24 protein-coding genes are annotated in these 24,156 nt (G+C 38.2%); all 24 read left to right on the forward strand.

Features of this window, described 5'->3' with window-relative positions:
- The first annotated feature begins 128 nt into the window (after positions 1–128).
- The 24 genes from yabG to CZ487_RS00280 all read left to right on the forward strand — a co-directional run bounded on the left by yabG (position 129) and on the right by CZ487_RS00280 (position 24,048).
- Positions 129–992 carry a sporulation peptidase YabG gene (yabG, locus tag CZ487_RS00165; protein WP_419865696.1) on the forward strand — a complete coding sequence of 288 codons (864 nt, stop codon included), beginning with the start codon at positions 129–131 and terminating at the stop codon, positions 990–992.
- Positions 993–1,296: 304 nt separating this feature from the next.
- Positions 1,297–1,560, forward strand: a complete 264-nt coding sequence (gene veg / locus CZ487_RS00170; RefSeq protein ID WP_077210340.1) for a biofilm formation stimulator Veg — start codon at positions 1,297–1,299, stop codon at positions 1,558–1,560.
- Positions 1,561–1,791: 231 nt separating this feature from the next.
- Positions 1,792–1,968 carry a small, acid-soluble spore protein, alpha/beta type gene (locus CZ487_RS00175; protein WP_077210341.1) on the forward strand — a complete coding sequence of 59 codons (177 nt, stop codon included), beginning with the start codon at positions 1,792–1,794 and terminating at the stop codon, positions 1,966–1,968.
- A gap of 212 nt (positions 1,969–2,180) precedes the next feature.
- Positions 2,181–3,050 (forward strand): 4-(cytidine 5'-diphospho)-2-C-methyl-D-erythritol kinase, encoded by an 870-nt coding sequence (gene ispE, locus CZ487_RS00180; protein WP_077210342.1) that lies wholly within the window; start codon positions 2,181–2,183, stop codon positions 3,048–3,050.
- Positions 3,051–3,111: 61 nt separating this feature from the next.
- Positions 3,112–3,933: a pur operon repressor gene (gene purR / locus CZ487_RS00185; protein ID WP_077210343.1), complete on the forward strand. Its 822-nt coding sequence runs from the start codon at positions 3,112–3,114 to the stop codon at positions 3,931–3,933.
- A 77-nt stretch (positions 3,934–4,010) separates the two neighbouring features.
- Positions 4,011–4,388, forward strand: a complete 378-nt coding sequence (locus CZ487_RS00190) for a RidA family protein (RefSeq protein ID WP_419865697.1) — start codon at positions 4,011–4,013, stop codon at positions 4,386–4,388.
- A gap of 146 nt (positions 4,389–4,534) precedes the next feature.
- Complete coding sequence (gene spoVG, locus CZ487_RS00195; protein ID WP_003347151.1) at positions 4,535–4,825, forward strand: septation regulator SpoVG; 291 nt, start codon at positions 4,535–4,537, stop codon at positions 4,823–4,825.
- A gap of 235 nt (positions 4,826–5,060) precedes the next feature.
- The gene (gene glmU / locus CZ487_RS00200) at positions 5,061–6,434 is read left to right on the forward strand and encodes a bifunctional UDP-N-acetylglucosamine diphosphorylase/glucosamine-1-phosphate N-acetyltransferase GlmU (protein ID WP_077210345.1); all 1,374 of its coding nucleotides are present in this window, start codon (positions 5,061–5,063) and stop codon (positions 6,432–6,434) included.
- Between the two features lie 17 nt (positions 6,435–6,451).
- Positions 6,452–7,408, forward strand: a complete 957-nt coding sequence (locus CZ487_RS00205) for a ribose-phosphate diphosphokinase (protein ID WP_077210346.1) — start codon at positions 6,452–6,454, stop codon at positions 7,406–7,408.
- 164 nt (positions 7,409–7,572) lie between these two features.
- Entirely contained in the window at positions 7,573–8,211 is a 639-nt protein-coding gene (locus CZ487_RS00210; RefSeq protein WP_077210347.1) for a 50S ribosomal protein L25/general stress protein Ctc, read from the forward strand.
- A 70-nt stretch (positions 8,212–8,281) separates the two neighbouring features.
- Positions 8,282–8,842 (forward strand): aminoacyl-tRNA hydrolase, encoded by a 561-nt coding sequence (gene pth, locus CZ487_RS00215; RefSeq protein WP_077210348.1) that lies wholly within the window; start codon positions 8,282–8,284, stop codon positions 8,840–8,842.
- Positions 8,843–8,951: 109 nt separating this feature from the next.
- Positions 8,952–9,182, forward strand: coding sequence for an anti-sigma-F factor Fin (locus tag CZ487_RS00220; protein ID WP_077210349.1), 231 nt, complete (start codon positions 8,952–8,954; stop codon positions 9,180–9,182).
- A 222-nt stretch (positions 9,183–9,404) separates the two neighbouring features.
- Positions 9,405–12,944 carry a transcription-repair coupling factor gene (mfd, locus tag CZ487_RS00225; protein WP_077210350.1) on the forward strand — a complete coding sequence of 1,180 codons (3,540 nt, stop codon included), beginning with the start codon at positions 9,405–9,407 and terminating at the stop codon, positions 12,942–12,944.
- Positions 12,945–13,263: 319 nt separating this feature from the next.
- On the forward strand, positions 13,264–13,800 hold the full coding sequence (gene spoVT, locus CZ487_RS00230) for a stage V sporulation protein T (RefSeq protein ID WP_077210351.1): 537 nt from the start codon (positions 13,264–13,266) through the stop codon (positions 13,798–13,800).
- 175 nt (positions 13,801–13,975) lie between these two features.
- Positions 13,976–15,595, forward strand: coding sequence for a putative polysaccharide biosynthesis protein (locus tag CZ487_RS00235; RefSeq protein ID WP_077210352.1), 1,620 nt, complete (start codon positions 13,976–13,978; stop codon positions 15,593–15,595).
- 6 nt (positions 15,596–15,601) lie between these two features.
- Positions 15,602–17,074 carry a bifunctional methyltransferase/pyrophosphohydrolase YabN gene (gene yabN / locus CZ487_RS00240; protein ID WP_077210353.1) on the forward strand — a complete coding sequence of 491 codons (1,473 nt, stop codon included), beginning with the start codon at positions 15,602–15,604 and terminating at the stop codon, positions 17,072–17,074.
- Positions 17,075–17,118: 44 nt separating this feature from the next.
- Positions 17,119–17,388, forward strand: coding sequence for an RNA-binding S4 domain-containing protein (locus tag CZ487_RS00245; RefSeq protein ID WP_077210354.1), 270 nt, complete (start codon positions 17,119–17,121; stop codon positions 17,386–17,388).
- 121 nt (positions 17,389–17,509) lie between these two features.
- On the forward strand, positions 17,510–17,812 hold the full coding sequence (gene yabP / locus CZ487_RS00250) for a sporulation protein YabP (protein ID WP_077210355.1): 303 nt from the start codon (positions 17,510–17,512) through the stop codon (positions 17,810–17,812).
- On the forward strand, positions 17,809–18,438 hold the full coding sequence (gene yabQ, locus CZ487_RS00255; RefSeq protein ID WP_077210356.1) for a spore cortex biosynthesis protein YabQ: 630 nt from the start codon (positions 17,809–17,811) through the stop codon (positions 18,436–18,438). The genes yabP and yabQ overlap by 4 nt, the downstream gene beginning before the upstream one ends.
- A gap of 16 nt (positions 18,439–18,454) precedes the next feature.
- Positions 18,455–18,847, forward strand: a complete 393-nt coding sequence (locus tag CZ487_RS00260; RefSeq protein WP_077210357.1) for an FtsB family cell division protein — start codon at positions 18,455–18,457, stop codon at positions 18,845–18,847.
- 86 nt (positions 18,848–18,933) lie between these two features.
- Complete coding sequence (locus CZ487_RS00265) at positions 18,934–19,392, forward strand: S1 domain-containing RNA-binding protein (RefSeq protein WP_077210358.1); 459 nt, start codon at positions 18,934–18,936, stop codon at positions 19,390–19,392.
- Between the two features lie 368 nt (positions 19,393–19,760).
- Positions 19,761–22,229, forward strand: coding sequence for a stage II sporulation protein E (gene spoIIE, locus CZ487_RS00270; RefSeq protein WP_077210359.1), 2,469 nt, complete (start codon positions 19,761–19,763; stop codon positions 22,227–22,229).
- A 126-nt stretch (positions 22,230–22,355) separates the two neighbouring features.
- Entirely contained in the window at positions 22,356–23,093 is a 738-nt protein-coding gene (locus tag CZ487_RS00275) for a vWA domain-containing protein (RefSeq protein ID WP_077210360.1), read from the forward strand.
- Positions 23,062–24,048, forward strand: coding sequence for a protein kinase domain-containing protein (locus CZ487_RS00280; protein ID WP_077210361.1), 987 nt, complete (start codon positions 23,062–23,064; stop codon positions 24,046–24,048). Before CZ487_RS00275 ends, CZ487_RS00280 begins: the two co-directional genes overlap by 32 nt.
- Positions 24,049–24,156: the final 108 nt, after the last annotated feature.

The raw sequence follows: 24,156 nt of genomic DNA on the forward strand, positions 1-24,156 counted from the left end.
GTCTTTTCGCGGTACCTGGTACCATTGCTGTATAGTGAGCACCTTTTTTTGGTCTTTTGCATATTTTAAAGCAAAGGCTGGGCTCGGAGTTGAGCCAATTGGAGTGACTTGCAGTGACGATTAACCTCATGAATATTGTTGGAAGAATCTCATATAATTGTGATATTTTATTTCGTGTGATAGATATAAAAGAACAAAATGGGCGAAAAATGGCCGTTCTTTATGGTGAGGATTATCGGTTAATCGCAGATGCTCCTTATGAAGATTTAATGATAATTGATCAGTATGAAAGAACGAGGAAATCGAAGGTTTTTCGCTCTCTTGAAGAACAGTCATACCGTTTATTTCAGCAGGAAGTTGACCTGCTCACCCAAAGACGGGAATATGAGTCCACCAATGGATATAAAAAGGAAATTAATTATTTTCAAATGCCCGGACGTGTGCTGCACATGGATGGCGATCCATTGTATTTAAAAAAATGCCTCACCCTTTACGAAAGAATTGGTGTTCCCGTTACAGGGGTACATTGCAGTGAAAAAGAAATGCAAAATAAAATTGGTCCTCTTCTAGAAGAATACCGCCCGGATATATTAGTCATAACAGGCCATGATGCCTATTCAAAGTCAAAAGGAGCTATGAGTGATCTCAATGCATATAGACATTCAAAACATTTTGTTCAAACTGTGAAGGAAGCGAGGAAGAGAATACCTCACTTAGACCAGCTGGTCATCTTTGCTGGTGCCTGCCAGTCCCATTTTGAATCGCTTATCCACGCCGGTGCAAATTTCGCCAGTTCACCATCCAGGGTGAATATCCATGCGTTAGATCCAGTCTATATTGTTGCAAAAATATGTTTTACCCCTTTTATGGAGAGAATTAATGTTTGGGATGTTTTACGTAATACATTAACAGGTGAAAAAGGGCTGGGCGGTATCGAAACAAGAGGGATATTAAGAACCGGTATGCCTTTTAATACCAATATCGAGGACTAAAAATATCAGCATCACACGATAAATATGCCTAAAACAAGAAAAAACTTTTCGACAAAAACTGATCTTACTTTTGCGATTTAAAAATAGGATCATCTATTATCAAACTCGCCCAGAGGCGAGTTTATTTATTTATGAGAAAAGATACATAATCTCCTTTAAATAGGAAAGTATATAATTGTAGAAAATTAGAAAAAAATGTGGGACAAAAAATATTGACAATCATTTTTAAACACTGTTATAATTTATATTTTTGCTTGACTTTATTTTTTAGATGTGATATTCTTAACTGAGTGAGGTGGACCGAATGGCAAAAACTTTAATTGATATTAAAAAAGCTCTTGATTCAAATTTAGGAAAAAGGCTTTTACTGAAGGCCAACGGTGGGCGCAGAAAAACAATTGAGCGGTCTGGAGTTTTAGCAGAAACTTACCCATCAGTATTTGTTATTGAATTAGACCAAGATGAGAATGCATTTGAACGCGTATCGTACAGCTATGCAGATGTTTTAACAGAGACTGTTCAAATTACTTTCTATGAAGATACAACAGGACAAATGGCGTTAAGCTGATTGCTTAACAAGTGAACCGGCAGTAAACAAATTGTTTGCTGCTTTTATTTTTGTCTTTTTATTGTGTTTACTTGTTCATTTATTGTGGGAAAGACATGTGTGGTTTATGCAATAAAAATAAAAAAATAATTGCTTTTCTAAGATTCGCATTTACAGGGTAAATAAGGCTCTCATGATTCACTTGATTAGTCTAATAATAAGTATATGTGGTGATGAAAGGAGCTGTTCTTTTTGGGCAGACGTAGAGGGGTTATGTCTGAAGGTTTTAAGGAAGAGCTTGCGAAAGAATTAGGGTTTTATGATGTTGTTCAAAAGGAAGGCTGGGGCGGAATCAAAGCAAAAGATGCTGGGAACATGGTGAAACGTGCGGTTGAGTTAGCGCAGCAGCAGCTCATGAACAAGAAGTAGATTTTGTTTTTCGCCGCTATAACTTTCTTTATCAATGGAAATCCAAAAAACTCACCACAAAAGGGCCGGGCTAATGCTTCGGCCCTTTATTATTTCTAAAAAAAAGTTGATAATGAAATAATGATATTATCGGTACGTCTTACAAATGTTCTTTTGTGGTAAAATAGGACAAAAAGTGGAGATGAATATCCGTAATTAAAGTAGGTGGAATTTTGAAGGTCTTAGTGAAGGCGCCGGCAAAAATAAATTTATCATTAGATGTTTTACATAAACGGCAAGATGGTTATCATGAGGTTGAAATGATTATGACAACAATTGATCTTGCAGACCGAGTTGAATTATCATTACTGCCGAATGATGATATCAGAATTAGCTCTCAAAACCGGTTTGTACCCGATGACCAAAGGAACTTAGCATATCAAGCAGCAAAACTCCTCAAGGATCGGTATCAAATAAAGCAGGGCGTAAGAATTGAAATTGAAAAAAATATTCCAGTTGCTGCAGGTCTAGCAGGTGGAAGCAGTGATGCAGCGGCTGTTTTAAGAGGCTTAAACCGCCTTTGGGGGTTAGGGCTTACTTTAGATGAACTAGCCGAGCTCGGGGCAGAGATAGGCTCTGATGTATCCTTCTGTGTATATGGAGGTACAGCACTGGCTACAGGAAGAGGCGAAAAAATAAAGAAACTGCCACCCCCGCCAAGCTGCTGGGTTGTTTTAGCAAAACCTTTAATCGGTGTTTCAACAGCGGATGTATACAGACGGCTAAATCTTGAAAACATCCAGCATCCGAATACAAGAGGAATGATTCAAGCAATAGAAAATGCAGATTTCCCTGGGGTTTGCAGGAATGTCGGAAATGTTCTTGAGGATGTTACATTGAAATTATATCCAGAGGTTGCACAGATTAAGGATCAGCTGCAGCGCTTTGGTGCAGATGCTGTTTTAATGAGTGGAAGCGGTCCAACTGTATTTGCCCTTGTTCACCATGATTCCAGGATGCACAGAATATACAATGGTTTAAGAGGGTTCTGTGACCAAGTATTTGCAGTCCGTGTGTTAGGTGAACAGCATTCCCTTGATTAAATCCGTATATTAATGATATATTATCGTTAAAATATTCGGATTAGTGGGAGGGTTTAGTTTTATGAAGTTTCGTCGCAGTGAACGATTAATAGATATGACGAATTATTTGCTTGATCACCCGCGCCAGCTTGTATCGTTGACATTTTTCTCTGAAAGGTACGGTTCTGCTAAATCATCCATAAGTGAAGATTTAGGGATTATTAAAGAAACGTTCGAACAGAGAGGAATCGGAACGCTGCAAACAGTACCTGGCGCTGCAGGTGGCGTGAAGTTTTTTGTAAAGGTACCCAAAGAAGAGGCAAGGCCATTTGTCGAAGAACTGTGCGAGTTAATTGCAACACCAGACCGTCTTTTACCAGGCGGATACTTATATTTAACTGACATTCTTGGCGATCCGGCAATTGTGCAAAAGGCTGGGAGATTATTGGCATCAGCATATGCTGATACAAAAATTGATGTGGTGATGACGGTGGCGACAAAAGGGATTCCTTTGGCGTACGCTGTTGCAAGTCAGCTTAATGTGCCTGTTGTCATTGTTCGCAGGGACAGTAAAGTAACAGAAGGCTCTACGGTTAGTATAAATTACGTTTCTGGCTCTACGAAAAGAATTCAGACGATGCTGCTATCTAAAAGAAGTATAGAAGAAGGATCAAAGGTGCTCATTGTAGATGACTTCATGAAGGCAGGCGGAACAGTGAATGGAATGGTTAGTCTATTAGAGGAGTTTAATGCGTCTGTTGCTGGAATTGCTGTCTTAGTGGAGGCTGAAAAAACAGAAGAACGTTTAGTAGATGAATATCTATCTCTTATTAAACTATCGGACGTGGATGTGAAAGAAAAAAGAATCAGTGTAAGTGAAGGAAACTATTTTTCTAAATACTAGCTCATTATCTTTTTAAAAATAAGAGGAATTCCCTCTAGATATAAAGAAATAAAGCAAGAGTAAATGAGGAGGCATAAATTATGAAAACTGTACAAACAAATGAAGCACCGGCGGCAATCGGCCCATATTCACAAGGAATCATTGTAAATAATATGTTTTTTAGTTCAGGACAAATTCCGTTAACTGCTGCTGGTGAAATGGTTACAGGAGATGTTCAGGCTCAGACACATCAGGTTTTTAAAAATTTACAAGCGGTGTTGAAGGAAGCTGGAGCCTCTTTGGAAACTGTCGTAAAGGCAACAGTGTTTATTAAAAATATGGATGATTTCGGAGCGATTAATGAAGTGTATGGTGAATACTTTTCTAGTCACAAACCAGCTCGTTCATGTGTAGAAGTTGCCCGTCTGCCGAAGGATGCATTAGTAGAAATAGAAGTAATTGCACTAGTAAAATAACCAAATTTGAGGTAATTTTCCAACTTTAAACATATTTTTAAAAAAATATTTTTTAAAAAGAAGGATTATTGAGAATTCTGTTGAATTATTATTATTATAACTAGATTTTCTATATCTATCATACATGCGAAAAGGTGGTGAACAGAATGGAAGTAACTGACGTTAGACTACGCCGTGTGAATACTGATGGGCGAATGAGAGCAATCGCTTCAATCACACTAGATAATGAGTTTGTTGTACACGATATTCGAGTAATTGATGGAAACAATGGATTATTCGTTGCTATGCCAAGTAAGCGAACTCCAGATGGTGAATTTCGTGATATCGCGCATCCGATTAATTCAGGAACACGCGGTAAAATCCAAGAAGCTGTTTTGGCTGAATACCACCGTTTAGGTGAATTAGAAGTTGAATTTGAAGAAGCTGGAGCTTCATAGGAAATAAAGCAACAAGGGCCTACTTCTTAAGTAAGGCTCTTTTTTTATGGAATTTTTTTGCTTTCCTTGTTCATTACCCCGATATAACCCTGTCTAAACCTCATTTTATAAAAATTTTTGTATTTAATAGATTTCCCTTTCAAAAAAATTATGTACTTTACTATCATACCTTGAAATAGTTATATATTTAGGATATATTCTTAATGGATAAAAAGGTATAAATGGAGGACTGTCGATGTCTAAACGTTATGCGGTCATTTTAGCCGCAGGTCAAGGGACTAGAATGAAGTCTAAGCTATATAAAGTGTTACATCCAGTATGTGGGAAGCCGATGGTACAACATGTCGCAGACCAAGTTTCAAACCTTCATATAAACGAAATTGTCACCATTATTGGACATGGAGCAGATCAAGTAAAATCTCAATTAGGAGAACAGAGCAGCTACTGTCTTCAGGAAGAGCAGCTGGGGACTGCGCATGCCGTTATGCAAGCGAAGGACCTGCTTGAAGGGAAAGAGGGCGTCACGCTAGTTGTATGCGGTGATACTCCGCTCATAAAGTCTGAAACGATGGAGAGACTTTTTAGCCACCATGAAGAAACAAAGGCGAAGGCAACGGTGTTGACGGCCTATACGGAAGATCCAACTGGATATGGACGTATCATTAGAAATGACCATGGGTTTGTAGAGAAAATTGTCGAACACAAGGATGCCTCTGATGAAGAACGAAAGGTAAAAGAAATAAATACCGGTACATATTGCTTTGATAATCAAGCGCTATTTGAGGCATTGAACAATGTATCAAATGAAAATGTACAGGGAGAATACTATTTGCCGGATGTAATCGAAATATTAAAAAATGCTGGTGAAATAGTAACAGCTTATCAAACAGATGACTTCGAAGAAACATTGGGAGTCAATGACCGGGTAGCATTATCGCAAGCTGAAAAGATTCTAAGGAAGAGAATCAACACCTTGCATATGCGAAACGGAGTAGGCATTATTGATCCGGAAAATACCTATATTGGTACCGATGTTAAAATTGGGAGTGATACAATCATCCATCCAGGAACGATTCTTAACGGTCAAACGACCATTGCTTCTGATTGTATCATCGGTCCTAACACGGAAATTAAGGACTGTCAGATAGGAGAAGGAACTGTTATTCGCCAATCAGTTGCACATGACAGTGTAATTGGTGCTGGGGTGAATATAGGTCCGTTTGCACATATTCGACCTCAATCACAAATTGATGATGAAGTTAAAATCGGCAACTTTGTCGAGATTAAGAAAGCTTCCTTTGGAAAAGGCAGTAAGGCATCACACTTAAGCTATATTGGCGATGCAGAAGTAGGCAGTGATGTAAATATTGGCTGTGGTTCAATAACTGTCAACTATGATGGGAAAAATAAATTCCTAACAAAGATTGAAGATCATGTCTTTATCGGATGCAACTCGAATTTAGTAGCTCCTGTGACCATTGGTAAAGGTGCCTATGTTGCAGCAGGCTCAACTGTAACAGAAGATGTACCGGGAAATGCTTTAACAATAGCACGTGCCCGTCAAGTAAATAAGGAAAATTATGCTGATAAACTAAATCAAAAGAATTAAGCCATTGGAGGTCCATCATGTCAAACCAGTATTTAGATCCTAATTTAAAGGTGTTTACATTAAACTCAAACCCTGAATTAGCTAGCGAAATTGCAAAAGTAATTGGAATTGAATTAGGAAAATGTTCTGTACAGCGCTTTAGTGACGGAGAAGTACAGATTAACATTGAGGAAAGCATCCGCGGCTGTGATGTATTTGTTATTCAGTCTACAAGCTCACCAGTTAATGAACACTTAATGGAACTATTAATCATGATCGATGCTTTAAAACGCGCATCTGCAAAAACCATTAATATTGTCATGCCTTATTATGGTTATGCTCGTCAGGATCGTAAAGCACGCGCTCGTGAACCAATTACAGCTAAACTTGCAGCAAACCTGCTGGAAACTGCAGGAGCAACTCGTGTTATTACACTTGATTTACACGCTCCGCAAATTCAAGGATTCTTTGACATCCCAACAGATCATTTAATGGGTGTACCGATCCTATCAGATTATTTTGCTAAAAAGGATCTTATTGGCGATATTGTCATTGTTTCACCTGACCACGGCGGCGTGACACGTGCTCGAAAAATGTCTGAACGGTTAAAAGCACCGATTGCGATTATTGATAAGCGAAGACCTAGACCGAATGTAGCAGAAGTCATGAATATCGTAGGGAATATTGAAGGTAAAGTTGCTATTTTAATTGATGATATCATCGATACTGCTGGAACGATTACACTTGCAGCGAATGCATTAGTAGAAAATGGTGCTGCCGAAGTGTATGCTTGCTGTACACATCCAGTCCTATCTGGACCAGCTATCGACAGAATTGAAAACTCTAAAATTAAAGAGTTAGTTGTAACAAACTCCATTAGACTTCCGGAAGAGAAATTAACAGGCAAGATTAAACAGCTGTCTGTTGCAGCCCTTATTGGTGAGGCGATCATCCGTGTTCATGAGGATCAATCTGTTAGTACATTATTTGATTGATAATAGAGAGAATAGGCTTGCTGACAAAGCAAGCCTTTCGAGCATGCATGATATTTACTATTTTACAAAATTGAAGCATGTTTAATCTTATCCTATTTTGGGCATTTTTTAATAAAGAAGACTTTAAAAAATAGCCAAAGCAAAATAGGAAGGGGATTATCAATTTGAGCAGTGTTTTAGAAGCAAAAGAAAGAACGGAATTTAGAAATTCAGAATTAACAAGGATTAGGAATGAAGGGAATATCCCTGCCGTTGTCTATGGATCAAAAATGGAAAACAAATCAGTTTATTTGAATGGACCTGACTTTATTAAGACGATGCGCGAGGTTGGAAGAAATGGTGTATTTTCATTAAATTTAAATGGGTCTAAAGTGAATGTTATGTTGAACGACTATCAATCGGATCCGATTAAGAATGAAATTCTCCATGCAGATCTTTTAGCTGTGGATATGTCGAAAGAGATTGAAGCGAATGTACGCATTACCTTAGTTGGGGATGCAGCAGGAGTAAAAGACGGCGGTGTGATGCAGCAGCCGCTTTACGAGGTCTCTATTTCTGCGACACCAGCAAACATTCCGCAAAGTATTGATGTGGATGTAAGCAGTCTCCAAGTTGGGGAAACGATTACGATTGCTGATATTAGAATGAACCGTAACTTCTCTATTAACCATGAAGATGACGAAACCATCTGCTCCATTCTTCCTCCTAAACAGGAAGAGGAAATTGATACAGGTGAAGAGCAAGCAGAGGGTATTCCTGAGAATGAAGAAGGCAGAGAGACAGAAGCAGCAGATGAGTCGTGATATAATATATGTATTGAAGGGACTGACTTTACATGAAAGTCAGCCCCCTTTTCAGTAAGAGGTGGAAACTATGAAGTTGATTGTGGGGTTAGGAAACCCTGGTAAACAGTATGAAAAGACAAGACATAATATTGGTTTTGAAGTCATTGATGATTTATCCGAGAAATTGGGCATTCCATTAGATCAAGCAAAACATAAAGGTTTATATGGAATGGGTCATGTTCACGGTAAAAAAATTATTTTATTGAAGCCTCTTACCTATATGAATTTATCGGGCGAAAGTGTCCGTGCTGTTATGGATTATTATGATATCGATCTAGAGGATTTGATTGTTATCTATGATGACCTCGACCTTCCTGTGGGAAGAATTAGATTGAGACAAAAAGGGAGTGCCGGAGGTCATAATGGGATAAAGTCAATTATTGCCCATGCAGGCAGCCAAGAATTTAATAGAATCAGAGTTGGCATTAATAGACCGACCAATGGGGAGAGCATAACGAACTATGTGTTAGGAAGGTTCACATCAGAAGAACAGGAAACCTTAAAGGATGTAATTACGCGATGTTCAGAAGCTTGTGAACAGTCGTTGGAACATCCGTTCTTACAGGTGATGAATCAGTATAATCAATGATTTACATGAAATAGAAATTCGAAACATAAGCTAATGAAAATGAATAAAGTACCTTTTTAACGGTTAATCTAAAGATATAGCGAACTGTTTAAAAAGGGGAGGAACTCTCATGGCAATACAGTATCATTGCCGCCATTGTGGCGTTCAAATGGGTAAACTTGATAATATGTCACTGCATTCCGAAAAGCTAGGCTTACATAAGCTCACAGATCAAGAAAGATTAGACATGGTCTCTTATGACACATCGGGAGATATTCACATAAAAGCAATTTGTGAAGATTGTCATGAATCCCTTGAACGTAATCCAGACTATTATCAAAATGACTATTTAATTCATTAGCAACACGCTTTGGATGTTTTCCAAAGCATTTTTCTGTTTAAGTTTTGGAAATTCTATTTGTCTAGCTATCGCAGTTTAGATTGTCTAGCTACAGTGCCTAGCCCCTCTAGGGTCTACAGCCGATCCGTCAAGAAGGTTAAAGAGCAACCTTCATGCCGGCTCGTCTTATGCTTGTCGGGGCTAAACGAGGCACTTCCGCATTTCGTTTGAAGGGGGGATTTTATGTTTGGGTTGAAGCAACTTCTTATCGACCAGGATGATACGCGTTCTGTCATTTCTGGGTTTGATGAGGGGATTAAAGAACAATTAGTTGCAGGCTTGTCGGGATCGGCTAGGACTGTATTTTTATCTTCTGTCTATGATGAAGTGAAAAGACCTATTCTAGTTGTAACTCATAATCTTTTACAGGCGCAAAAGCTTTATGATGATCTCAGTCAATTAATCGATGCAAGCGATGTTTTCTTATATCCTGCAAATGAGTTAATTGCAGCTGAAATGAGTATAGCCAGTCCTGAGCTTAGAGCCCAAAGAATTGATACTTTAAATCATTGGAGTAGAAAAAAGACGGGTATAGTGATCACACCGATCTCAGGGTTAAGAAAGATTGTTCCGCCAAAAGAGTTATGGAAGGAACAACAATTCACCTTAAAAGTTGGGGAAGAGATCGATGTTGAAAAGAACCTTCTGAAATTCGTTGAAATGGGATATGTCCGATCCGAAATGGTGTCCTCTCCAGGAGAGTTTAGTGTAAGAGGCGGTATTATTGATATCTATCCATTAACTGAAGACGACCCAATTAGAATAGAATTATTTGATACAGAAATAGAATCGATTCGGTCTTTCTCGTTAGAAGATCAACGTTCACGTCAAAAATTACAAAGCATATTAATTGGTCCAGCTACGGAAACACCTTTTCATGATGAACATTTTGAAAAAGTATATCAAAAGCTCGAAGCCGGATTAGCAAGCAGTTTAAAGAAAATCAAGGATAATAATGCAAAGTCACTGCTGACACAAAATATAAGCTATGAATTGGAACAATTAAAAAACAAACAAAAGCCGGAGCAATTATTTAAATATTTATCCTTTGCCTATGATGAAACTAATAGTCTAGTAGACTATTTACCAAGTAACGGCTTAATCTTCATTGATGAAATTAGCAGGGTTCAGGAGATGAACGATTCCTTAGAGAAGGAAGAAGCAGAATGGTATACAAGTCTATTAGGTGAAGGGAAAATCATTCATGATGTAACAATTTCGAATCAGCTTCAGCAGGCTACACAGAAGTCGGCACATCCTGTTGTCTATATGTCATTATTTTTAAGACATGTTCCTAATACAAATCCGCAAAATATTATTAATATGTCTTGTAAGCAAATGCAGAATTTCCATGGGCAAATGCATGTCCTAAAATCGGAGATCGAACGCTGGTTAAAGGGAAACTTTGCAGTGCTTTTTCTAGGGGCTGATAAAGAAAGAGTAGGTAAACTGGAAAGAGTACTTGAAGACTATGATATTAAGTCAACAACGATAGCAGCGGACAGGCATTTGCTGCCAGGAAAAGTGCAGATTATGCAAGGAGGTCTGCAAACAGGATTCGAATTGCCAATCCAGAAAGTAGCCGTCGTAACGGAAGAAGAAATTTTCAATAAAAAACCAAAAAGAACACCTCGACGTCAGAAGCTTTCGAATGCAGAACGCATCAAAAGTTATTCAGAACTTAAGGTGGGCGATTATGTTGTTCACGTCAATCATGGGATTGGTAAATATCTAGGAATTGAGACGCTGGAAATAAACGGAGTACATAAAGATTATCTCCATATCCGCTATCAGGGAAGTGATAAACTTTATGTTCCAGTGGAGCAAATTGACCTTGTCCAGAAGTATGTTGCTTCCGAAGGGAAAGAACCTAAGGTATATAAGCTGGGCGGCAGTGATTGGAAAAAGGTTAAGAAGAAAGTTCAATCTTCTGTTGAGGATATTGCAGATGATTTAATAAAGCTCTATGCAGAACGGGAAGCTTCAAAAGGGTATGCTTTCTCTCCTGATGGAGATATGCAGCGCGAATTTGAAACGGCCTTCCCTTATGAAGAAACGGAAGACCAGCTTCGATCTATCCAGGAAATAAAGAAAGATATGGAAAGAGAACGTCCGATGGATCGCTTGCTTTGTGGAGACGTTGGTTATGGAAAGACAGAAGTGGCTATTCGTGCAGCTTTCAAATCGATCGCCGATGGAAAACAGGTAGCATTTCTCGTTCCGACGACAATCCTCGCTCAGCAGCATTATGAAACATTAAGGGATAGATTTCAGGACTATCCTATTAATATAGGTCTATTAAGCAGGTTCCGAACGAAGAAGCAGCAGACGGAAACCATTAATGGGTTAAAAAATGGAACAGTTGACATTGTCGTAGGTACCCATCGATTATTATCGAAAGATATTACTTATCGCGATTTAGGATTACTCATCATTGATGAAGAACAACGCTTTGGTGTAACACATAAAGAGAAAATTAAACGTCTAAAGACAAATGTTGATGTGCTTACGTTAACTGCAACACCAATTCCAAGAACGCTGCATATGTCGATGCTTGGAGTTCGGGATTTATCGGTAATTGAAACGCCACCTGAGAATCGTTTTCCTGTACAGACCTATGTCATGGAGTATAATGGCGGGCTTGTACGTGAAGCAATTGAGAGAGAACTGGCAAGAGATGGTCAAGTGTACTTTCTCTATAATCGTGTTGAAGATATCGAACGTAAGGCAGAGGAAATCTCAATGCTCGTTCCGGACGCGAGAGTAACATATGCTCATGGGAAGATGACTGAAAATGAGCTGGAATCTGTCATGATTGGATTTTTAGCAGGTGAATACGATGTTCTTGTCAGTACGACCATTATTGAAACAGGCGTAGATATTCCAAATGTAAATACATTAATCGTCTATGATGCTGACAAGATGGGATTATCACAGCTCTATCAGCTCCGCGGCAGGGTTGGCCGCTCCAACCGGGTAGCGTATGCTTACTTTACGTATAGAAAAGACAAGGTTCTGACAGAAGTTGCCGAGAAGAGGCTGCAGGCCATTAAAGAGTTTACGGAGTTAGGTTCCGGATTTAAGATTGCAATGCGGGATTTATCCATTCGAGGCGCTGGTAATATTCTTGGGGCCCAGCAGCATGGGTTCATTGATTCAGTCGGTTTTGATCTCTATTCACAAATGTTAAAAGAAGCGATTGAAGAACGAAAAGGTGAATTTGAGAAAGAAGCGAAAAAACCAGCTGTTGAAATTGATCTAGAAGTGGATGCTTATATCCCTGACACATATATTTCAGATGGTAATCAAAAAATTGAAATGTATAAACGATTCAGAGGGGTTACCTCTTTGGAAGAAGTTGAAGAACTACAAGAAGAAATGCTCGACCGTTTTGGGGAATACCCTGAGGAAGTTTCTTACCTATTCCAAATTGCTGAAATGAAGGCGCAGGCAATTGCAGCAGGAGTGGAGTCTATTAAGCAAGTGAAAAATGAAGTGACGATTCTTTTATCCGAAAAAGAAAGTGAAAATATAAACGGACAGAAGATTTTTGAAATCAGCAGCCAATTCAAGAGAATGGTTGGATTAGGGATGGAAGGAAAGAGTCTAAAAGTCGTGCTGCACATTAAAGGAGTAGAGACTCCTAAATGGCTGCAGGCTGCTTACACCATGATTCAAGGTCTCCAAGAAGCAAAAAAGGATGAACAGAAGACAGTGTCGTGAAGGGGGAAAATTCCCTTGACGGTTATCTGAGAGCTGTCACTTTATTCGCCAAAAACTTTCTAATGATGATTTTTTTCAAATAGTACTGTTAAGGAATTCCAAAGTGGTTTATTTCTGCTTAGACAAGGGAATGTAAAAGGTATAAAAAGTGTAAAGAATTTACCCATTTGGAACATTTTTCGTGTATGAGAAAAAATATCTGAATATGAATAGAACTTTCCATATGAAAGATACTAAGTTCAAACATGGCAAAGATTTTACAACCTTTGAAATCAGTGCCAATGGAAAAAATCATCTGATGAAAGTGAGGCAACGTTGAATGAAAGCAACTGGTATTGTTCGTCGAATCGATGATTTAGGTCGTGTCGTTATTCCAAAAGAAATTAGGAGAACTCTTCGCATTCGTGAGGGTGACCCGTTAGAAATTTTTGTGGATCGCGACGGAGAAGTAATTTTAAAAAAATATTCACCAATTAGTGAATTAAGTGACTTTGCCAAAGAGTATGCAGAAGCGTTATACGATAGTTTAGGAAATCCTGTTTTAATATGTGATAGAGATGCGTTTATTGCAGTAGCAGGAGGTTCGAAAAAAGATTATTTAAATAAAAATATTAGTGAACTTGTTGAAAAAACGATGGAAGAACGCAGCTCTGTCTTAATGAACCAAAAAGGCGAGATGGCGATAGTAGAAGGCATTGAAGAATCAATATCAGCTTACACAGTTGGGCCTATCATTGCAAATGGTGATCCAATTGGAGCTGTCATTATCTTTTCAAAAGAAGGAACACTTGGAGAAGTTGAACAAAAGGCTGTTGAAACAGCAGCAGGTTTCTTAGCTCGACAAATGGAATCGTAAATTTTAATAAATATAGTTTCATCAAAAGGCAGCGGAAAAGCTGCTTTTTTTAATGACTTTACAATCCAGGAATACGCTGGGGGTTCTTCCTTTATTTCCTACTGTGGAAAGACTGAGTGAGTTTTTCTTGTTATAATACATTCATTGTCATTCTTTTATGGAAGGAGAGGGGCTAGTGAAGCCCGCAGAAAAATCTAATAAGTTTATTCAAGGAGCTTTAACCTTAACGGTGGCAGCCCTTTTCATTAAAATTCTAAGTGCTGTTTACCGAGTACCTTTTCAAAATATTGTGGGCGATATAGGGTTTTATATATATCAGCAGGTATACCCTATTTATGGGTTGGCGTTAGTATTTTCTACATATGGGTTTCCAGTGGTTATTTCAAAGCTATATTCTGAAAGGCTAAATAAACATGATTTGGCTGGAGTGAAGCGGTTAATATTTGTTTCGTTCCTTTTTCTTTATTTATTTGGATTAGTTGGATTTATGGTCCTTTACTTTGGTGCAGAGTGGATTGCAAATGTGATGAAGGATCCTCATCTAGCCATCCTTATTAAAGTGATTTCGATTGTCTTTTTAATTGTACCGGTTATAGCAGTCATTAGGGGATGTTTTCAAGGAGAAGGAAATATGCTTCCGACTGCTTATTCTCAGGTGGGAGAACAATTCTTTCGAGTAACAACGATATTGGCAGCAGCAGTCATCCTCATGAATGAACAGTTTAATCTATACATAGTCGGGGCAGGAGCAGCCTTTGGTTCTGTAACAGGCGGGTTTGTTGCAGCAGTCATTTTAATCACATTTATTTGGGTAAGGCGTAAGAGATTACAAAAACCATATTTTGAACTTAGCGAACTAATTCATTATAGAGATATAAAAGTTATTATAAAAACCTTGTTTATTGAAGGATTTGCTATTTGTATTAGCAGCATGCTTTTATTATTTATGCAGCTTGCAGACGCCTTTAATTTATACTCGCTGCTCATAACATCGGGAATAAATGGAGAAGATGCTAAAGAACTGAAAGGGGTCTATGACCGGGGGCAGCCCTTGATTCAGTTAGGGTCAGTAGTCGCAACCTCAATGGCCTTATCTTTAGTTCCATTGATTGCAAGTGAAAAGGTCAAAAACAATTTCGACTCTTTATATGAAAAGATCCAACTTTCGTTAAAAGTCAGTATTACCATTGGTTTAGGAGCAACAGTAGGTTTAATGGCTATTATGAAACCGACTAATATCATGCTTTTTAAAAATAGCGAGGGCTCAGAAGTGCTTTCAGTTTTAAGTGCGATGGTGCTATTGAGTTCTGTAATCATTACGATCGTATCTATCCTTCAAGGTTTGGGACTAACGATATTTCCGGCAATTATCATGCTAATAGGATTTATATGCAAATACTTTCTCAATATACTTTTTGTCCCTGAACTCGGTACTTGGGGAGCAGCGGCTTCATCTAATATAGCGCTTCTCATTGTTGCCGTAATCCTTTTATTTAAGTTATATATAACAATAAAAAGGCCCTTAATTTCAATAGGGTTTTTACTTAAAGCTGCATCAGCAGCAATAACGATGTACATCGTTCTATATGGATTATTAATGATGACAGACGTCACCTATAGCTTTGGTCCAGACCGATTAATTGCAGCGATCCAGGCATTGGCTTCAGTCTTTATCGGAGGGCTCATTTATTTGCTTATTGTCATTAGGTGGAAACTGTTCAGTGTTGAGGAATTAACCTTATTGCCATTTGGCAGCAAAATCATGAAATTATTTCCGAAAAAGAATAGGAGTTGAGGAAACTTGAATCACACCATTCACATTATTGGCCTCGGGGCGGGAGATCTAGACCAGCTGCCCTATGGTATTTTTCGTTTACTGCAAAATTCAAACGAAGTTTATTTAAGAACAAAAGAGCATCCTGTTGTGACGGAGCTAGAAAATTTAGGTTTGACCTTTACTTCATTTGATTCAATTTATGAAAAATATGATACCTTTGAAGAAGTATACGACGAAATATCATCCACTTTATTGAAACTTGCCGAAGAAAAATCAATTGTTTATGCCGTACCCGGCCATCCTCTAGTCGCAGAGAGAACGGTACAGCTGCTATTGGAAAGAGGACCTGAAAAACTCATACATATTGAGATTGGCGGGGGCCAAAGTTTTATTGACCCGCTTTTTCAAGCCCTAAAAATAGATCCGATTGAAGGTTTTCAGTTGTTAGATGCTACAAGTTTGAATAAAGATGATATCCAAATAAAGCAGCACCTAATCATTGGGCAGGTATATGATACATTTATTGCCTCTGAGGTGAAGCTTACATTATTGGAGAAACTTCCACATAATTATCCCATTCATATTGTAACGGCAGCAGGAAGTAAGGAAGAGAGTATTAAGAAGATTCCATTGGTGGATTTAGATCGAGAAGTGAGTGTTAATAATTTAACATCTGTCTATGTTCCTCCTGTATCAGATGAGAAGCTTCTTTATGGCGAGTTTTCTAAGCTAAAAGAAATTATTGCAACATTAAGAGGACCAAATGGCTGTCCATGGGATAAAAAACAGACGCATGAATCACTCAAAAAGTATTTAATAGAAGAGGCTTATGAAGTCATTGAAGCAATTGATGAAGAAGACTATGATCATATTATTGAAGAATTAGGAGATGTTCTTCTGCAGGTGATGCTTCACGCACAAATAGGTGAAGATGATGGTTATTTTTCAATTGAAGAAGTCATTCAGTCTATTAGTGAAAAAATGGTAAGAAGACATCCGCATGTTTTTGGTAATATTCATGCTGAGACTGCAGAGGATGTTGTGATGAACTGGGAAGAAATTAAGAAACAGGAAAAAGGAGAAATCGAGCAAGTATCAATCCTAAAAGGGGTAGGCGGTGTGCATTTACCTAACTTAATGAGAGCTTATGAAATCCAAAAAGCTGCAGCGAAAGTTGGTTTTGATTGGGAAAAAGTTGAGGAAGCCTGGGACAAAGTGAAAGAAGAGCTGCAAGAATTCGAAGAAGAAATGAACAAAGGCGATAAAGAAAATGACAATTTAGTCAAAGAATTCGGGGACGTACTTTTTGCATTAGTGAATGTAGCAAGATTTTATAAGTTTAACCCAGAGGAAGCATTGTTTGGTACCAATCAAAAATTCTTCCGACGTTTTTCGTATGTCGAAGATCAGGTAAGAGACAGCGGAAAAGGTTTTGAGAACTTTACACTCACGGAACTAGATCAATTTTGGGATGAAGCAAAGGAAAAGGGGCTGTAACATTTCAACATTACAGCTCTTCATTTATAGAAGGAGAGAATAATATGCGATTAGATAAATTTTTAAAAGTATCGAGATTGATAAAAAGACGGACTCTTGCAAAAGAGGTAAGTGATCAAGGCAGGATTACCATCAACGGACAAGTTGCTAAGGCTAGTTCAACTGTAAAGGCTGGCGATGAGTTATCGATTCGCTTCGGACAAAAGGTAGTGACAGTGAAAATAGAACAACTGCAGGAAACAACACGAAAAGAAGAAGCGGCAGAAATGTATTCAGTTATAAAAGAAGAGAAGGTTGGAGAGTCAGGTTTGTAATCGAACTGGCATGTTTACTATTCTAAAGCAAGAGCTTCTGCCTTTTTAAAAGGCTTGTTCTAATATATTTCACATCCTCATACACTTGTACAAAGATATTGTGATTGTGAGGGATGAAGTAATGAGTCAATTTTATGATAGTAATGCAACAAAAGGGCCCGTCCAGGAACATGATGTTATAATGCGAGGGAGAAAGCTTTTAGATATTACTGGGGTAAAACAGGTGGAAAGTTTTGATAACGAGGAATTTTTGCTTGAAACTGTTATGGGGTTTCTAGCGATTAGGGGTCAAAACCTTCAAATGAAAAATTTAGATGTCGATAAAGGAATCGTCTCTATAAAAGGGAAGGTGTTTGACCTTGTTTATCTAGATGAACAACACGGGGAGAAGGCTAAAGGCTTCTTTAGCAAGTTGTTCCGATGACACTTTCGACACAATTTCTGACCATGCTGGCAATGATCGGCATGGGAAGCTGTTTTGGTGCAGCTTTAGACACCTACAATCGTTTTTTGCAGCGCTCAAAAAGAAAATCCTGGATTGTCTTTTTCAATGATGTCTTATTTTGGCTATTGCAGGGCCTAATTATTTTTTATGTTCTTTTTCTAGTAAATAAAGGTGAGTTGCGATTTTATATCTTTATTGCGCTTCTATGCGGTTTTGCAGCATATCAAAGCTTGTTAAAAAGGAGCTATTTAAGGTTATTAGAGATTGTCGTCAATATGATAATCTCTATTTATCAGTTTATGCTTAAGACTTTTAATCTTTTGATCTACCGTCCTATTTATTCTCTTATCATAACGTTAATATCCTTGGTAGTTCTACTAGGAAAAGGGATCTTTGGGCTTTCCAAATTTCTTTGTAAATTCCTCTTATTTATTTTAAAAGTCCTGTGGACACCATTTAAGTGGATTGGACAATTAATATGGTACTTATTGCCGAAAAAGATTAAAAAAATCGTCGAGAAGTTATATAATAAAATGGCAGGATATTTACGTAAAATCAAGAAATTGATTAATAACACAATTTCTAAATGGAAAAATAGAGAGTAGTAGGAGGGAAAGCGATTTGGGTGCCATCAAGAAACGCAACGTTACAAAAATACAATCTACTTATACCCAGCAACAAGAAATGCATGAAATAAGTGCCTCGCGAAAGAAAAAGCTGTTATTTCGCAGATTAACAGTTTTCTTAATTTTTGCTGTGGTTATTTCGTATTTTATGATTACAACACTCATCTCGCAGTCCGCAACTCTTGATACAATTAACGCAGAAAAGGCAGAGTTGGACCGGGAGTTGAAAGATCTTAAACGAACGGAGATGCTCTTAAAAGAAGAGATTGTAAAACTTAATGACGATGAGTATATAGCAAAGCTGGCTAGGAAGGACTATTTCTTATCCGATGAGGATGAAATTATTTTCACCATACCACAGGAAGATAGTGGAAATACTTCCCAATAGCTTGCCATATTGACACTCATTTTCGCTTTTCTGTATAATATGTATAAGTATGATCTTTTAAATTCTTAAGGAGGAAAATTTTTTTTATGTCAATCGAAGTAGGCAGCAAGTTACAAGGTAAAGTAACAGGCATTACTAATTTTGGGGCTTTTGTAGAATTATCAGATGGCTCGACAGGTCTGGTTCATATTAGTGAAGTAGCGGACAATTATGTCAAGGATATTAACGACCATCTAAAAGTAGGTGACCAAGTTGAAGTAAAGGTCATCAATGTTGAAAAAGATGGGAAGATTGGTCTTTCAATTAAAAAGGCTGTAGATAGACCGGAACGACCAAGCAGACCTGAAAGAAACTTTAGAAGTGGCGATTCAAAGGGTCCAGGAGGACGCAATCGTCATGGAAGAGCAAACGATAATCGTGGAGCAACTAAAGAAACATTTGAATCAAAAATGGCACGTTTCCTAAAGGATAGTGAAGATCGCCTATCTTCTTTAAAACGTAACACAGAGTCAAAACGTGGCGGAAGAGGCGCTAGAAGAGGCTAACTTGCTGCTGAAATTAAATATAGATCGTAAGCACTTTTTCCAAATAGTAAGCAAGTCATGCAAGAGACTTGCTTTTTTATTTCTTTTAATATACCTCACTTTTCTGACATTTTGGTTGAATATTGAAAAAGTTGTCGTCTTTGCGATAACGCTATATTAACAGTGTAAACCCTCTTTTCAAGGGAAAAGGAAACAAAAAACACGGATATGCTTAAAGCTTATATCCATGTTTTTTGTTTCCTTTTTGTGTATTAAGAGGAAATGAGTCGAACGAAAATAAAGGGCTTGTCTGCAATTTTGACAAACTTTTGAACAATTGCTCCTTATAATAGTTAACAACTATAACAAAACGGGGAGTGTAGGTTTATATGGGTAAGTTAGAACGGACGCTAGCCGAACCAATTAGTGGAGTGAACTTAAACAAACCAAAATTTGATCTTTCAAGAAGCTTATTTAAGTTTCAATCAAAACTTGAAACTATTTTTCTTAAAAAGGGATATATTTTGTTTATTATCGGCTTTTTATTAGGACGAGCACTTATTTTGTCAACGCTTACTCCTTTTAGCCTTCCATTCTTTGCAGCGGTGTATCTCATTAAGAGGGACAGAGCACCTATTGCGCTAGTTGGATTAGTGGCAGGAGCTGCAACACTGTCGATTATCGATGCAGCATATGCCTTTGCGATCACATGTATTTTCCTCATCGCCTTTCGAATATTTAAAAGCCTGCTTAAAAATGAAGTAAAAGCATTGCCTTTCTTTGTTTTTACTACAGTGTTAATGAGTAACTTAGGAAAAGGATTTATCTTGAATGGGCAAATTACACTTTATGATGGCATGATGGCTGGGGTCGAAGCGAGTTTAGGATTTATTTTGACGCTTATTTTCCTACAAAGTATCCCTTTGGTGATGGTGAATAAACGAAAACAAATTCTTAAAACAGAAGAGATTGTTTGTTTAATTATCTTACTATCTTCCATAATGACAGGAACAATTGGATGGACATTCTATGATTTATCAATTGAGTACATTATGTCACGGTATTTGGTTATCGTGTTTGCTTTTATTGCGGGTGCTGCAGTCGGGTCCACTGTCGGTGTTGTAACAGGGCTTATTTTCAGCTTAGCGAATGTTTCTAGTCTATATCATATGAGTCTTTTAGCCTTTTCTGGCCTTCTGGGCGGTTTGTTAAAAGAAGGAAGAAAAGCGGGTGTCGCCATTGGCTTATTTATTGCCACTCTTTTAATGGGGATGTATGGAGAAGGAGCCGGTAACTTAGAAAAGACTCTTTTAGAATCAGCCGCAGCGGTCTTGTTATTCATGCTGACACCTCAATCACTTATCTCTAAACTGGCTAAATATATACCAGGAACCTCGGAATATACAGCGGAACAGCAGCAATATATGCGAAAGATGCGTGATGTTACGGCCCAGAGAGTAGAACAGTTCTCATCTGTCTTTCAAGCCCTGTCCAAAAGCTTTTCCTCGTTTGGTGAAACAGTTGAAGAGGATGATCATTCACGGGAACTAGATTATTTCCTCAGCAATGTAACGGAAAAGACATGTCAAATGTGTTTTAAGAAGGAACATTGTTGGACAAGGAACTTTAATACAACTTATGAATATATGAAAGATATTATGACGGAAATGGATCAAAATGATGGTTCGGTTCCGCCAAAAATTGTGAGAGAGTGGGACCGGCATTGTACAAAGTCTAAAAAAGTGATGAATACGATTCATCAGGAGCTTTCCTATTACCAAGCTAATCAGAAACTGAAGAAGCAAGTTCAGGAAAGCCGAAAATTAGTGGCGGATCAATTATTGGGCGTTTCTACGGTAATGGGGGACTTTGCCAAGGAAATTCAAAGAGAACGAGACAATCATCAGCGGCAGGAGGAGTTGATTCTGGAAGCACTTCAGGACTTTGGAGTGCAAATTGAACATGTTGAAATCTATAGTCTTGAGCAAGGGAATGTAGATATTGATATTACGCTTCCATATATTGATGGTCATGGGGAGTGTGAAAAAATTATTGCCCCGATGCTTTCGGACATTTTAGATGAGACGATCATTGTAAATACCGAGGAAGGGTTAGACTATCCGAATGGTATGTGTCACGTGACGTTCAGGTCGGCTAAAGCCTTTACCATTGAGACTGGTGTTGCACATGCGGCGAAGGACGGAGGATTAGTTTCGGGGGATAGCTATTCAGCAATCAATTTAGTGGGAGGTAAGCATGCAGTTGCGATCAGTGATGGAATGGGCAACGGAGAGAGAGCTCATATCGAAAGTACGGAAACGCTAAAGCTGCTTCAAAAGATCTTACAGACGGGCATCGAAGAAAAAATTGCCATTAAATCCGTTAACTCTATTTTATCTTTGCGTACAAATGATGAAGTCTTCTCTACTCTTGATTTAGCGATGATAGACTTACAGAATGCTCAGGTAAAATTCCTGAAGATAGGTTCTACTCCAAGTTTTATAAAAAGAGGAGGGAAGGTTATTAAAATACAGGCGAGTAACCTTCCGATTGGCATTCTAGAAGACTTTGAAGTAGATGTGGTTAGTGACCAATTAAAACCAGGGGACCTGCTCATTATGATGAGTGATGGTGTGTTTGAGGGTCCAAAGCATGTTGAAAACTATGATCTGTGGATGAAGCGGAAAATCAGCGAGCTTGTAACAGATGATCCGCAAGAGGTCGCGGATTTAATAATGGAAGAGGTAATACGATCACGTTCGGGAACAATAGCAGACGATATGACAGTCGTTGTTTCAAAAATAAAACATAATACTCCTAAATGGGCCTCTATTCCAGTTTATAAAAAGCTTTCGTAATGAAAAAATAAATCAGTATGAAAGTGATTAATTTTAAACTAATTGCATACGATAAGAAGTTTATCAATGTATATTTGCTCTTGTTCCTGTCGAAAATGGTAACAACTAAAGACAGGAGGAGAGCTTATGAATCCGGGAACACTAAAGCAAATATTACTTATTACTGATGGGTGCTCAAATCAGGGGGATGACCCTGTAGCAATGGCGGCTTTGGCTAAAGAACAAGGGATTTCAGTAAATGTTATCGGCGTAATGGAACAGGATGTAATTGATGAAAACGGAATGAGGGAAATTGAGGAAATTTCCATGGCTGGCGGGGGTATAAGCCAGGTTGTATATGCTCAAGCACTTTCACAAACTGTTCAGATGGTTACGAAAAAAGCTATGACTCAAACTCTTCAAGGTGTTGTTAATAAAGAATTGCAGCAAATCCTAGGAGGAACAAAGACGGTAGAGGATCTTCCTCCGGAAAAAAGAGGAGAGGTCATGGAAGTAGTAGACGAACTAGGCGAAACGGTACAGCTAGAGGTACTGATTCTTGTTGATACAAGTGCAAGCATGAAACATAAGCTTCCAACTGTAAAGGAAGCCCTGCTGGATCTATCTTTAAGTTTGAACGCACGTTCTGGTGATAATCGCTTTTCAGTGTTTGTATTTCCCGGGAAAAAGAAGGATGTCGAAAAATTATTAGATTGGACACCGCAGCTTGAATCATTAACCAGCATTTTCCCGAAGCTTACTACAGGAGGTATTACACCAACAGGTCCTGCCATACGCGAAGCTCTTTCTCATTTTAAGAAAAAACGATCGCTAAGGAGTCTGCTTTCCCGTGATGATGAAGAATACTATGAAGAGTCTATGTAAAGTAAATCCTGGGACGGTTATTGAAGGAAAATGGCATCAAAATCGCTATCGTATTATAAAAGAAATCGGATTCGGTGCGAATGGAGTTGTGTATCTAGCACAAACCGGAACTAAAGATGTAGCACTCAAAATGAGTGATAATAGTATGTCTGTTACATCTGAGGTCAATGTTCTCAAAGCTTTTGCAAAGGTCCAAGGGTCAACCCTCGGGCCTTCTTTGGTTGATGTAGATGATTGGGAACATCGAGGCGGCAAGGTTTCCTTTTATGTAATGGAATATATTAAAGGGCCTGATTTTTTGACATTTATCCAGCAAAAGGGGAAAACGTGGGTTACAGTGCTCGTTTTACAATTATTAAATGATTTGGCTGTTCTTCACGACAAAGGCTGGGTATTCGGTGATTTAAAGCCGGAGAACTTAATCGTCATGGGGCCGCCGCCTAGAATCCGCTGCATAGATGTTGGCGGGACAACGTTACAAGGCCGGGCTATTAAGGAATTTACAGAGTTTTATGATCGGGGCTATTGGGGGTTAGGATCTCGTAAGGCTGAGCCGAGTTATGACTTGTTTGCAGTGGCAATGATCATCATTAATACTGAGTATCCAAAAAGGTTTAATAAGAATTCGGGCGGGATAAGTGAGCTCAAAGGTTATATTAAACAAAGCAAGCTGCTTCTAGAATTCGAAGATATTATCATGAGTGCTTTGCAGGGAAAGTATCAAAGTGCAAGGGAAATGAGATTAGCAATAATAGATAAAATGAGTACCCCGTCCAAACCTAGCGTAGGCAGCAGACAGAAAAGTACGTCTGGTACAGTTAGATCTAATCATACGAGTAAGAAACGGAAAGTGCATAGTAGCCATTACAGGATAAGCGGATGGATTGAAACGATCCTTATCGTCTCCATTATTTCATTCTTATATATGATATATATATTTGGACAGGTTTACTAATATCCGAAAGATTTATGAAACTTTAAGACTTTTCGGTCGTATTTATACTATTAACTTGCTGATTCTATTTCCTTGTTTCAATCGCTTTTGTTATAGTATGTAGTGGGA

Source organism: Robertmurraya dakarensis, from assembly GCF_900156875.1.
Taxonomy (GTDB): Bacteria; Bacillota; Bacilli; order Bacillales; family Cytobacillaceae; genus Robertmurraya; species Robertmurraya dakarensis.

Coding starts and splice junctions, on each gene's coding strand:
- CZ487_RS00275 (WP_077210360.1), top strand. CDS start 22,356: ATGAATCCGGGAACACTAAAGCAAATATTACTTATTACTGATGGGTGC.
- spoVT (WP_077210351.1), top strand. CDS start 13,264: ATGAAAGCAACTGGTATTGTTCGTCGAATCGATGATTTAGGTCGTGTC.
- mfd (WP_077210350.1), top strand. CDS start 9,405: ATGTTTGGGTTGAAGCAACTTCTTATCGACCAGGATGATACGCGTTCT.
- yabQ (WP_077210356.1), top strand. CDS start 17,809: ATGACACTTTCGACACAATTTCTGACCATGCTGGCAATGATCGGCATG.
- glmU (WP_077210345.1), top strand. CDS start 5,061: ATGTCTAAACGTTATGCGGTCATTTTAGCCGCAGGTCAAGGGACTAGA.
- yabG (WP_419865696.1), top strand. CDS start 129: ATGAATATTGTTGGAAGAATCTCATATAATTGTGATATTTTATTTCGT.
- CZ487_RS00265 (WP_077210358.1), top strand. CDS start 18,934: ATGTCAATCGAAGTAGGCAGCAAGTTACAAGGTAAAGTAACAGGCATT.
- purR (WP_077210343.1), top strand. CDS start 3,112: ATGAAGTTTCGTCGCAGTGAACGATTAATAGATATGACGAATTATTTG.
- CZ487_RS00245 (WP_077210354.1), top strand. CDS start 17,119: ATGCGATTAGATAAATTTTTAAAAGTATCGAGATTGATAAAAAGACGG.
- yabP (WP_077210355.1), top strand. CDS start 17,510: ATGAGTCAATTTTATGATAGTAATGCAACAAAAGGGCCCGTCCAGGAA.
- CZ487_RS00220 (WP_077210349.1), top strand. CDS start 8,952: ATGGCAATACAGTATCATTGCCGCCATTGTGGCGTTCAAATGGGTAAA.
- spoVG (WP_003347151.1), top strand. CDS start 4,535: ATGGAAGTAACTGACGTTAGACTACGCCGTGTGAATACTGATGGGCGA.
- CZ487_RS00205 (WP_077210346.1), top strand. CDS start 6,452: ATGTCAAACCAGTATTTAGATCCTAATTTAAAGGTGTTTACATTAAAC.
- pth (WP_077210348.1), top strand. CDS start 8,282: ATGAAGTTGATTGTGGGGTTAGGAAACCCTGGTAAACAGTATGAAAAG.
- spoIIE (WP_077210359.1), top strand. CDS start 19,761: ATGGGTAAGTTAGAACGGACGCTAGCCGAACCAATTAGTGGAGTGAAC.
- veg (WP_077210340.1), top strand. CDS start 1,297: ATGGCAAAAACTTTAATTGATATTAAAAAAGCTCTTGATTCAAATTTA.
- CZ487_RS00280 (WP_077210361.1), top strand. CDS start 23,062: ATGATGAAGAATACTATGAAGAGTCTATGTAAAGTAAATCCTGGGACG.